Raw genomic sequence first — 12,500 nt, 5'->3', positions numbered from 1 at the left:
CGCGATTGGACGTCCGCTTCTCGTCAAACTGTCGTCATTCCGAGGGTAGACGCTTGCTCCTGCGCGCTGCCATTGCCTGCGCTCGATCCGCGCAATCCATCATGACAAAATTGGTTGGGAAGCAGCAAGTCATTCGATCCAATGTGGTTTCGGCGCTTTGAGCCGTCAGCCGAACTTCTGTTCTTGGAATCCTTCGATAAGGCGGGTGTTAGAGAGCCGTGATAGCCACTGAAATCGACCAACCAATGTGTTTACCGCCTACCGGCATCGCTCAAATCTTCGTTTGTTACCTTCCGAGCGAGCCGGTCAGCGCGTCGGCGCTGCTTCTTTTCAAGAATTTTTCGGCTGGCTTCGCCGAGAAGTACGGTATCTGCCATAACCGCGCCGCGCTCGCCAATGGGCCTGTCTTTTCCGATCGTCGAATCCTGAAACGTCTGGCGTTCGGTTTCCGCATTTATTTCAGCTCCTATCAATACAGAATATGCTGACAGGAATAGCCACATAAGAAAAATAACAACTGCAGCGAGCGATCCATAAGTTGCGTTATAGTCGCTGACATTCGCAGCATAATAGCCAAAACCGATGGTTATAACCAGCCACAGCAAAGTTGCCACAACAGATCCCAGAGAAAGCCAGCGCCATTTTGCGGGACGTCGGTCGGGTGCATAGCGAAAGAACAAACCAAAGGTCAGGCTTACCAGAAAACCCGCCATCAGCCACGTCGCCAGCTTCAAAAAGATCAGCACCCCGTCGCCAAGATAGCCTTGGAGGAAATTACTGATGTAGGTGAATAGCGAGATTGCGGTCAGACCGACAATCGCAACCCCCGCCATGCCGATGGTAATCTGTGCGCCGACCAGTGTCGTAACCAGAATATTACGCGATTCATGTTCTTCATAGATGATATTGAGCGCTTTCATCATCGCGCTTGCCGCGCGCATCGCGCCATAGATCGATACAAACAGGGCCAGCGCCAGACCCAGTCCCTGTGCAGCCTTGCTGGTGTTGACGATCGACAAAAGCTGCTCGCGCAAAATGGTAAGCACAGCAGAGGGCAGGATGGCAGATAATTGTTCGATGCTGGCAGTGACCGTATCGGGGTCACCGACGAGACCGTATAGCAACACGATGACTGCGATCAGTGGCACGAAGGCGAGGAAAGCGAAGAAGGCAACGCCCGCCGAGAGCAGCGGCAGATTGTGGAAATCATTCATCACATATAGGCGCTTCAATATCGCCCACCACGCCTTCAGCGGGAAATGGAGCGGATTCCGAGCAGTCGCTCCGGGGGTCTGTGCCTCGATGTGGTTCAGCCCTGCATTGTCATCTCCGTGCACAGGGTTCATTGGGTTGCCGCGTCTTTCTTTTGGATTTTGCCGTTCGGGCCTTCGGCCGACTGGATGATTTCATCTGCCTGGCGGCCCTCGGCGAGATGCTGGATGACGCCGGACTCGATCGCCTTTGCTTCCGCATTCAGCTGATCGAGATTGTCCTGATATTTTTCATCAAAATCTTTCTCGCAAGCGCTCAGCGATAGAAGCGAGATTGCCAGCAATATCATTCCCCTGTGCATCAATAATCCTTCCGGTATCGTATGTTGACGTTTGAACCGCCAAAGCTTCCGACCGAACTGAGGACAGACAGCGCAGGCGTCAGGCTGATCTCCAACTGTGTCGCCGTATAGCCGCGCGCATCGGTCACAATCTCGACATAGACATCATTGGATATATATTGCCCGGCAGCGATTGATGTGCTGCGACCAGTATCCTTGTCTGCACCCAATATGCGCAGGCGATCGATGCCCACCGATGATTGCAGTACCCCGAGCGGATTGAGCCCGCCGCCACCGCCACGCAACCCATTGAGGGATGATGCCAGTTGCACGGCCTGGATGGGCGTCAGTTCGCCGATTGAATTGCCAAATAATATGCGCGCCATGATCTCGTCCTGCGGTAAGCCGGGTGTCGAGCTGAACGCGATTTCCGGGTCCTCGGCGCTGCCCGTGATGTTGACGTTGATATTCACGTCATCCACTTCACCACTGGCCACCAGCCTTAACGTCGGGTTGGTCATCGAACCGCCATTGAAACGCAGGCGCCCTGTTTGCAGATCGAAAGATCGACCGGCAAAGCCCAGCGTTCCGCGGATCAAATCAATGCCACCGGTCAGCACCGGTTTCCCGGTCGTGCCGCGCACCTTGATGTCGGCAGACCATTCGGAATCGAGGCCCATTCCGCTGACATAAATCTGGTTGTCGGCGATCAGATCGATATCGAGCTTCCAGTTGCCGGGTACTCCGCTAACTGGATCGGCGTCACCGGTGATTTTCTTGCGACCCAGAGCAGGCTTGCGCCGCACACCAGTGAGGGTCGCGACTTTCGTCGAACCCTCATAGACGATCTTGTAACGTGTTTCGGGCAGGCGAATGCGACCGCGGACTGTTGCCGGAGTGCTTGAATTGTTGACAAGCTCGATTGCTCCGGTGGCCGATGCAGCAAGGTCGCTGCCTTTTGCCAATGTCGCGTTATTCAGATCGAGCGCCAGTTGCAGCGGGTAGCCCTTGGCGGAACTCAGCGAGACAAAACCCTTGCCGCTGATTGTTCCATCTCCGGCATTGGCAGTCAATTGGGTGACCTCCAGACGGTCGTTGGAGAAATTGCCCCGTATTTTCATGTTGGTGAGGCGGGTGCCATAAGCGTTATTCTCGTAAACCAGATTGTTCGCGCGGACCACGCCGGTTAAAACCGGCGTTTGCACCCGGCCGGAAAAATCTGCCGCCACGCCGATCGCGCCGCGAAGATCCTGATCAGGAAGCGCGGCCAGAGAAAATAAGGTGTTAGCCGGTCCATTATAGCGCAGGCCTCCCGATAACGGTGCTGCAAGCAAGCGTGTCGTCCATGACCCGGCGCCGGGTGGTAGCGGCGTCAGGTTCACATGCATCCGGCCAATGGCAGCGCCTCTGCGCCGGAATATCGCGCGGCCGTTGCCGCCATCCGCCAGCAGCCGCCCGACAAAGTGCAGATCGACCGGCTGCGATACGGACGCCAGGCTGGTGCGGGTAAAATCGTCGATCCGCAAACGGGCGTCGGCTTCCGGAAAGGCGCTGGAAGAGCTCTGGGAAAAATCGAGGCTTCCAGTCGCCGTTCCCCCGAGACCCAGGCCGGGCATCATCGGATTGATGAGAGCAAGGTTGACGTTGTTCAACCGGCTCTGAATATTCAGACCGCTCCCGTAATCGCCGGCCAACTGGATATTGCCTTTCGACAGGTCGATGGTCGTGGGGAGCAGTCGATATTTGTGACGCCCGGGAATGATCCGCGCGGCCTTCCGCGTTTTGAACGCGACGCCGTTAGCACGGCCATCAAGCGCCACTCGCCATAGCTCGGGATCGAGGATCGCATTTGCGGCAAAACGGAATGGAACCTGGTTTCTGCCTTCCGCCATTATTTTAACTGTGCCTTGCCCGCCGCGATAATTGATTTTTGCGCGCGCTGCAGCAATTTGCAGCTCTTGCATTGTCAGACCCTGGATCTGGACATCAGCGACCACCTGCGGCTGGTCGTAGAGAATGATATCGGCACCGATGATGGCCCGTTCGATCGCCAGATTGGCTGGGCCAGGCAACAGGGTCTGGAAGGCCGTTGCGTCGATGATCGCGCGCTGCTTGCCGCTAAAGGCACTCAGCACCACGTCGCCCTGTATCCCGGAGCCGCTGGCCGCCAGCTGGCCGGAAAACGGTCCGGCTCCGGTCTGGCGCATACGGCCAGTGAGACCAACCCCGGCAAACTGGGTGCCGCTATTTACGTCAACCGTCAGCGGCCCGCTACCCGCAAGTATATCGACATTGGCGTCAAACTGCCCGTAATCGCTATTGCCGGCAGCTATGATCGCATAGCCCTTCGCATTGCCCCTAATAGTAGCGACGACATTATTCATGCCCACGCCGAGGCCGGGGCGCGCAGCGGCTATGGTGGCAACCGGGCGAGCCACACTGCCGCTGACTTTAACGCCAAGCGGTCCATATTGGTCGGACATGCCTTTGGCTGCAAAATTGATGCCCCCAGACGGGGTATAGCTGCCGCTGCCCTGGGTCAGTCGGAAGGATGGAGCGGCAACATTCAGGCTCTTGATCCGGGCGATGCCGTCGGTATCATAGGATAGTTTCGCGACTATCAGACTGTTGCCGCCGAGAAATTCGCGAGCGCCGTCGTTGAATATCTGGCTTGAGCGCGCGCGGACCGTGCCGGTCAGGGCAAAGGCTCCGTTGCTCCCGGACTTCAGGTCGATATCGCTGTCGATGTTGAAAACGCCCACGCTCTCGACCCGGTAACCATCGATGCGGCCCTTGAGCCCGCCAGTATAAAGCCCCTGGTTGAGATCGGCAACGATGACGGCGGTCGCATTGATCCGGTCTGACATAATCTTGAGATTATCGGAAAGCAGCCTGCCATTGGCATATCCGAAGTCCCCATCGAGCCGGACGTTTGTCAGTAGCGCTCCTATACCTTCGTCCAGCCCGGCGATCCGTTGCGCGCGCGCCCGCAAGGGAATGCTCCACTCTTCCTCGTCCAGCTCGACGTCGCCGCTAGCGCGCAAGCCGATCACCGTCGTGTCATCGAAACCGATGCGCGCTGCATTGACCGTGTAGGCTATGGTGGGAGCAGCGAAATCCCCGTTTAACACCATATTGGCGGTGACGCCGGCGCCATTGATATTGGTTGCAATCACCGATGGCTTAAGCAACCGGAAATCGACGTTAAGATCCCGCATCTTGTTGTTGCCGAGATCAACCACACCGTTTGTCGCCAAGACGAAATTGTCGCTGTCAAGCTTTCCCTTTATGTCAAACGTCCGGTCCTCGCCGGCAGCGGTAAAGTCAATCTTCGTGACCGGCTCGAGCATGTTCCGGCTCGGACCGGAAACAAACAATCCGGGACGCGCATCGCCGCGGACGGAAAATGTGCCGTTCCGCGCTGATATTGCCAAGTCGGCAAGCATTTCCTCGCCGCTCTTGCCCTTCAACACACCGTTCCATTTGGCCCAGTCGCCCTTGCCTTTCAGAGCAAGGGTCATCGGCAGACCGGTGCCGGAGATACCGGCCACCAATCCGTTGGCCGGGGCATCGAGGTCGAGCGCGAGGTCGAGATTATTCTGTTCCGGCACAGCGTTGAGCCTGAACTTGACCTTGTCACCACCGGCGACACCTGGCTCGGCGAGCGCGCGGGCCTGGCCGTTTATTATGGCGCGCGCGTCCGCTATTTTGACGTCCCCCGACAGGCTGAGCAGATGACGTTTGCCGGATATTGCCTCGGCGATATCCAGTCTACCGACTTCCAGAGTTCCGACACCTATATCAAGATCGGGCAACAACGGCCCCTCGGACGCCGTTGGCAGAAATTCCGGCATGCGGAGCAGACTTGCTTTCGGGATGAGGAGCGAGCGAATATCAACATGACTGCCGATGAAGGCAAAAGGGCGCCAATCCATTTTGACTTTGTCGGCGGTTGCGAAAACCCCTTTCGGATCGCGTATTTTCAAGCCGGAAATGTCCATTTCGCCGTAAAGAGAACCGTCGATTTTGCCGATCTCCAGCTGCATGCCGTTTTCAAACTCAAGAGCTTCGACTTGTTCCTCGACAAAACGGTGTCCGCTGCTGCTGTCTAGCCAGAGGTAACCGGCAATCAGGATCACCAGAATCAGCGCGGTCAGCGCGCCCGAGCCGATCGCAACTTTTTGAGCGAGGCTCCTCCGGGGTTTCTGTTCGGCCATGGTTTCAGTGTCCGCCATCAAAATGCCTGACCGATCGAGATATATACCGAAACGCGCGATTCACCCGGTTGCCGGTTTATCGGGGTAGCGACATCAAGCCTGAGCGGACCGAAATTGGTGTAGAAGCGCCCGCCTATGCCGACACCGTAGCGCAAATTGTCGAAGCCGGGGGTTGAACTGGTATAGACTTGACCGGCGTCCACAAAACCGACGATACCGTAATCGCCAAAGCGATAACGGACTTCTGCCGCTGCCTCGACGAGGCTGCGCCCGCCAATCGGCCGGTCCTCGATGTCTTTCGGCCCAAGTTCCTGATATCCGAAGCCGCGCACAGATCCGCCGCCGCCGGCATAATAGCGCCGCGAAGGTGCGATCAATTCCCGATCGGCACCGGCGATGGAACCGATGCGAGCACGACCCGCTAGAATGATACCGTCATCAACCTGATAATATGCGGTTCCTTCCACAAGACCGCGTCCATAAATTTGCGTGCCGCTGCCAAGCGATGCTTCCGGCGATAGTTTCGCCGACAAACGGAAGCCTTGCGTCGGATCAAGCAAACTGTCCGTGGTATCAAATGTGACCTGACCGGGCAGCGCTGCCACGTAAAACGTGCGCCGATCCCTCACGCCGGTGGTAAAATTGAAATCCTGTTCGTTGGACCCGAGAATCTCGAAACCATAGCTATAGGTAAGTCGCTTTTGCCAGATCGGGGTGCTGTCATAGGAGATGCGTCCGGCCAGCTTGCCCGTGAACGCCTCATAGGCTTCAAAGTCGCTGTGCAACGCCGATATGCCCAGTTCGACCGTCCGGTCGCGACGACCGGCATTGCTGCGCCGGAAAGTCAGCGATGCACCTTGTTCCTGGGTTCCCGCGACGCCGCTTGCGATCAGGGCGCCCTCCGGCGGGAATAGATTGCGATGCGTCCAGCTGCCTTCCAGACGGAAACCCTGTCCGGTGCTATAGCCTGCGCTGCCCGCCAGAGTGCGGGGTGGCCCTGCTACCTGCTCGACATTGATCGTGGCATATTCGGTCCCGTCCGGCGCGGTTACTCCGCTAGCGGTCGGCTTTACCGATATGATTGAGAACAGACCTGTGGCGACCAGCGCCTTGCGCAGGTCATCGACCATACGGCTGTCGTAAAGCTCGCCCTTATCAAAACGGCTCAATACCCCGATATGGTCTGCATCGAAGGCGATTGTGCTTGTGGTGATTATCTCGCCATAGCTGCTACGCGGACCGATCGTGACAGGCAGCGTATAATCGCCGGTGCCCGTGTCCGGGTCGAGGAGAATATCACGCTGCCCGGTTTCGGCAAATGGATAGCCCTCCTGTGGCAGAACCACGGCAATATTGGCTTCCGCCGCCAAGATCCGCTCGGCGACAATCGGTTCACCGGTTTCGGGCACGAAATTTCTGGTGATCAGGTCTTCGGGAACGACTGTATCAGCGTCGAATAATATCTCGCCGAGGTTGTAGCGCCTGCCGGGTTCAACCCGAAGCACGACCGTCAGTCTCTCGCCTTCGGTCTCGGGAAGCTCTACCGCACCGTTGACCAAGGCGTCAAAAAACCCCTGGCCGGTCATGATGTCGGCCAGCAATTGCTGATCCTCTTGCATCCGGGCCGAAACCATTGCGCCGTTCGCGGCCTTGCCGTCAGCTTCTTCCAGTGCCGAGAGCTCCTCAAACAGGCTGCGAATATCATCCGCACTGACAGGACGAACTTGAGTCTTCCCGCTTTCGTCGAGGGATTCGAGACCATCTATCCGATAATCATATCGCAATGATGCCGTTTGCTCGCTGTCGTCTGCTTCCGTATACTGGCTCTCGTCAAATGGCTCGGCATCAAAACCGTCAATCGGTGTCAGCGGTTCATCGATTTCAGGATCATTGACCGGCGCGTCGGCAATCACTTCGTCCGGATCTCCATCCTGCAGCGCAGACAGAGCCGACAGTCCATCTTCCGCATCATCCTGCTGTGTCTCGCGTTCCAGTCTCTGCTGTTCGGCATCCCATTCTGCCACGCTGCCCATCGTGGCATCCGGACTCTCGTCGATTGCCGGGATGGTCCGGTCGAATTCGGAATCATCGATGATGGGCGCACGCGGTTCTGCGGGAGATTGTGGGCTATCCAACGCTTGAGCATGAGAGGCTGTTGCGTTCAGATTGGTGAATGATAAAATTGCGGTGAAGGCCGGGAACATATTCTTATGACGCATATGGTGCCGCACCTACTTGAACGCATATCAATACTGAAATGCTGCAAAATTGTGTTTCAAAATGAGGTCGCCGCAAATTTCTAAAAATATTAGCCTCATTAGGACTACATTCAAATCGGCAACTGGTTCCCTGTTGAAAAAATATTTTCGATCGTCACGCGTTAAACCTCGGCTTCCCAACCAATTGTTGTCGTTTGAAGTGATTGGATGGGAAATACAAGCAACCGGACAGCAATTTTCCTGAAACTCGGATAACAGCCCATGAATGAGTTCTGTCCGAGCATAGTCATATCTCTGTTTTTTGGCCACAGTGAGAGCATCTTCTAAATCGATACCCAAATAGCGAAACGGGTTTTCGATCGTTGAATGGCCGAGTAAGATTTGGATCGCTCGCAGGTTGCCCGTCGCCTTGTAAATGACAGACGCTTTGGTTCGCCTCAGCGAGTGGGTCCCATAATCCTCCATTGGAAATCCGATGGCACCAACCCATTCATCAACGAGCCTTGCATATTGCTGAGTGATCGGGCGTCCTTCCTATGCGCTTACAGGTCGAACGCAAAAAAGCCTCACTGGTGACAGCGAGGCTTGTAATGATTTGAATATATTGAGTTTGTTGGTTGCGGGAGTAGGATTTGAACCTACGACCTTCAGGTTATGAGCCTGACGAGCTACCGGACTGCTCCATCCCGCGCCAACGTTTCTGGTTTGGCTAATGTGCCGGTCCAGAGAATCAAAAAAGCGGCCGGCCCTTTGAGGGACAGGCCGCTTTTGAAAAGGTGAATGGGTTATTTCCACGTGACTATAGTCTATGCGCCTGCTGCAATGCCTGGCGACGTCCTACTCTTCCATGCCTTGAGACAAAGTACCATCGGCGCAACCTGGTTTCACGGCCGAGTTCGAGATGGGATCGGGTGGGGCACAGGCGCTATGGCCACCAAGCAATGAAGCAGGCGCATAAGCTGTAATCACGGGTCTTTTAATCGATGTGGCAAGATGATGCACGGGGTTTGATACCGTGCATGTTGACCATGGGCCGAGCTTAATTGTCCGTTCATCGACAAAATGCTTTCCAACATTGTTGTTGATGGCGGGATTCTACAAGCGCGAATTGAGTAATTAGGACTGGTTAGCTTCATGCGTTACCGCACTTCCACACCCAGCCTATCAACGTGGTGGTCTTCCACGACTCTATGATAACTTATCTCGAGGGAGGCTTCCCGCTTAGATGCTTTCAGCGGTTATCCCGTCCATACATAGCTACCCAGCTGCACGCCTGGCGGCATGACTGGTACACCAGAGGTATGTTCAACCCGGTCCTCTCGTACTAGGGTCAACTCCTCTCAATTATCGACGCCCACGGCAGATAGGGACCAAACTGTCTCGCGACGTTCTGAACCCAGCTCACGTACCACTTTAATTGGCGAACAGCCAAACCCTTGGGACCTGCTCCAGCCCCAGGATGTGATGAGCCGACATCGAGGTGCCAAACGATTCCGTCGATATGAGCTCTTGGGAATCATCAGCCTGTTATCCCCGGCGTACCTTTTATCCGTTGAGCGATGGCCCTTCCACGAGGGACCACCGGATCACTATGACCGACTTTCGTCTCTGCTCGACTTGTCAGTCTCGCAGTCAGGCTGGCTTATGCCATTGCACTCTAACAGACGGTTTCCAACCGTCCTGAGCCAACCATCGCGCGCCTCCGTTACTCTTTAGGAGGCGACCGCCCCAGTCAAACTACCCGCCACAGAGGGTCCCTGATCCGGATAACGGATCGAAGTTAGACACCAGAAAACAATAGGGTGGTATTTCACATTATGGCTCCACTCGGACTGGCGCCCAAGTTTCAAAGCCTCCCACCTATTCTACACAATTCTTTCCTAATGCCACTCTGAAGCTGCAGTAAAGGTGCACGGGGTCTTTCCGTCTAACCGCGGGTACTCCGCATCTTCACGGAGAATTCAATTTCGCTGAGCATATCCTGGAGACAGTGGGGAAGTCGTTACGCCATTCGTGCAGGTCGGAACTTACCCGACAAGGAATTTCGCTACCTTAGGACCGTTATAGTTACGGCCGCCGTTTACTCGGGCTTCAATTCAGAGCTTGCACTCCTCCTCTTAACCTTCGAGCACCGGGCAGGCGTCAGACCCTATACGTCGTCTTGAAGCCGACTTAGCAGAGTCCTGTGTTTTTGCTAAACAGTCGCTACCCCCCAGCTTGTGCCCCCTACCAAAAGTTGCCTTCTGATAGGGCCTCCTTCTCCCGAAGTTACGGAGGTAATTTGCCGAGTTCCTTCAGGATACTTCTCTCAAGCGCCTTGGTATACTCTACCTGCCCACCTGTGTCGGTTTAGGGTACGGTCTATATGGTGGAGCTATTTCCTGGAACCTCTTCGAAGCCTGATCAATCCAATAAGATCAGACAACACACGAGATCCGTCACATTCCACCAGGTCACGGAATATTAACCGTGTTCCCATCGACTACCCCCTTCGGGCTCGTCTTAGGGGCCGACTCACCCTGCTCAGATTAGCTTTAAGCAGGAACCCTTGGGCTTTCGGCGACAGTGCATCTCACACTGTTTGTCGCTACTCATGTCAGCATTCGCACTTCCGATACGTCCACCGTCGGTTACCCTTCGGCTTCATCCGCTTACGGAACGCTCCGCTACCGCTCAGAATAAATTCTGAACCCTAAGCTTCGGTGCATATCTTTAGCCCCGTTACATCTTCGCCGCAGGAACCCTTATTTAGACCAGTGAGCTGTTACGCTTTCTTTAAAGGATGGCTGCTTCTAAGCCAACCTCCTGGTTGTTTTGGGATTCCCACATGCTTTCCCACTTAGATATGACTTGGGGACCTTAGCTGTAGGTTAGGGCTGTTTCCCTTTTGACGACGGACCTTAGCACCCGCCGTCTGTCTCCCGGACTTGTCTCTATGGTATTCGGAGTTTGGTTAGGTTTGGTAGGTCTCGCGACCCCCTAGCCCATCCAGTGCTCTACCCCCATAGGAAAACATCCGAGGCACTACCTCAATAGTTTTCGCGGAGAACCAGCTATTTCCCGGCTTGATTGGCCTTTCACCCCTAAACACAACTCATCCAATAATTTTTCAACATTAAATGGTTCGGTCCTCCAGTGCGTGTTACCGCACCTTCAACCTGGTCATGCCTAGATCGCCGGGTTTCGGGTCTAATCCATCTAACTCATTCGCCCTATTCAGACTCGCTTTCGCTGCGCCTACACCTAACGGCTTAAGCTTGCTAGATAGATTAAGTCACTGACCCATTATGCAAGAGGTACGCGGTCACCCCACAAGGGGGCTCCCACTGCTTGTAAGCATTCGGTTTCAGGTACTATTTCACTCCCCTAATCGGGGTGCTTTTCACCTTTCCCTCACGGTACTTGTTCACTATCGGTCACATACGAGTATTTAGGCTTGGAGGGTGGTCCCCCCATGTTCAGACAGAATTTCACGTGTTCCGCCCTACTCGAGTCCTGATTGATCATTTTCGCATACGGGACTGTCACCCACTATGGTCAAACTTTCCAGAATGTTCTGCTAATTTACAATCAGGCACTGGCCTGGTCCGCGTTCGCTCGCCACTACTAACGGAATCTCGGTTGATGTCTTTTCCTCCGGTTACTGAGATGTTTCAGTTCGCCGGGTTCGCTTCACCAAGTCTATTTTATTCAACTCGGTAATATCCTTCCCCATTTACTCTCACTTTGTCACACCGAAGTGCTTCAAAACAAAAGTAAATGGTGAGGATGGGTTCCCCCATTCGGAAATCGCTGGATCAAAGATTGCTCACATCTCCCCAACGCTTATCGCAGCGTGCCACGTCCTTCATCGCCTGTATGTGCCAAGGCATCCACCAAATGCTCTTACCTCACGCTTGAGAATCCACACCACCAACAACAAGATTGGACCAATCCTCCCACGCTCCTTGCATAAAAAAGCGCTTCAGATGACCAATTCGGCCTTGTCTGTATGATGCGGACAATTAATTACTCAGCCTTTTAGTAATTCAAATAATTTGAATACTTGTGCCAATTATGTTGCTTCAATCCAACGGAAAACCGCCGAACCGAAACCGCAAAATTGCCACGGCATCGATTAAAAAAACCCATTCACAATGTCAAATAGAGGCCGAAGCCTCGCTTGCCTGCAGATCGTAACCTGCAGGAAACTTTTGTCTTCATCTCTGGAGAAATGACGTTCTAGCGGCAGCCCTTCGCTGTCGCTCGGGAGTTTTTCGGGATGCCGTCCGCAGGACGGCCTCTTATACCGAAAAACTGGTGGAGCCTATCGGGATCGAACCGATGACCCCCTGCTTGCAAAGCAGGTGCTCTCCCAGCTGAGCTAAGGCCCCTAAACTTGTCTGTTAGAAATGGTGGGCCGAGGAAGATTCGAACTTCCGACCTCACCCTTATCAGGGGTGCGCTCTAACCAACTGAGCTACCGGCCCATTTCTGAAACCGGACGCTCTTAAAAACCAAAATCAATGAAAA

4 protein-coding genes, 3 tRNA genes, 2 rRNA genes and 1 pseudogene are annotated in these 12,500 nt (G+C 54.7%); all 10 read right to left on the bottom strand.

Annotated features, from left to right (window positions below):
• Window positions 1–251 precede the first annotated feature (251 nt).
• Complete coding sequence (locus AZE99_RS03970) at window positions 252–1,346, bottom strand: YihY/virulence factor BrkB family protein (protein WP_067198267.1); 1,095 nt, start codon at window positions 1,344–1,346, stop codon at window positions 252–254.
• Window positions 1,343–1,573, bottom strand: a complete 231-nt coding sequence (locus AZE99_RS03965; protein WP_156472096.1) for a hypothetical protein — start codon at window positions 1,571–1,573, stop codon at window positions 1,343–1,345. Before AZE99_RS03965 ends, AZE99_RS03970 begins: the two co-directional genes overlap by 4 nt.
• Window positions 1,573–5,787: a translocation/assembly module TamB domain-containing protein gene (locus tag AZE99_RS03960; RefSeq protein WP_067198264.1), complete on the bottom strand. Its 4,215-nt coding sequence runs from the start codon at window positions 5,785–5,787 to the stop codon at window positions 1,573–1,575. The genes AZE99_RS03965 and AZE99_RS03960 overlap by 1 nt, the downstream gene beginning before the upstream one ends.
• Complete coding sequence (locus AZE99_RS03955) at window positions 5,787–7,988, bottom strand: autotransporter assembly complex protein TamA (protein ID WP_067198262.1); 2,202 nt, start codon at window positions 7,986–7,988, stop codon at window positions 5,787–5,789. Before AZE99_RS03955 ends, AZE99_RS03960 begins: the two co-directional genes overlap by 1 nt.
• A gap of 300 nt (window positions 7,989–8,288) precedes the next feature.
• Window positions 8,289–8,519, bottom strand: a pseudogene (locus AZE99_RS16370) (hypothetical protein); the annotation flags it as partial.
• An 83-nt stretch (window positions 8,520–8,602) separates the two neighbouring features.
• Window positions 8,603–8,679: transfer RNA gene (locus tag AZE99_RS03945), tRNA-Met, on the bottom strand.
• 133 nt (window positions 8,680–8,812) lie between these two features.
• A 5S ribosomal RNA gene (gene rrf / locus AZE99_RS03940) occupies window positions 8,813–8,927 on the bottom strand.
• 157 nt (window positions 8,928–9,084) lie between these two features.
• Window positions 9,085–11,887 (bottom strand): 23S ribosomal RNA (locus AZE99_RS03935).
• Window positions 11,888–12,285: 398 nt separating this feature from the next.
• Window positions 12,286–12,361 (bottom strand) — tRNA-Ala (locus AZE99_RS03930).
• Window positions 12,362–12,380: 19 nt separating this feature from the next.
• Window positions 12,381–12,457: transfer RNA gene (locus AZE99_RS03925), tRNA-Ile, on the bottom strand.
• Window positions 12,458–12,500: the final 43 nt, after the last annotated feature.

The organism is Sphingorhabdus sp. M41 (genome assembly GCF_001586275.1).
Classification (GTDB): Bacteria; Pseudomonadota; Alphaproteobacteria; order Sphingomonadales; family Sphingomonadaceae; genus Parasphingorhabdus.
This window is presented reverse-complemented; position numbering and strand designations above follow the sequence as displayed.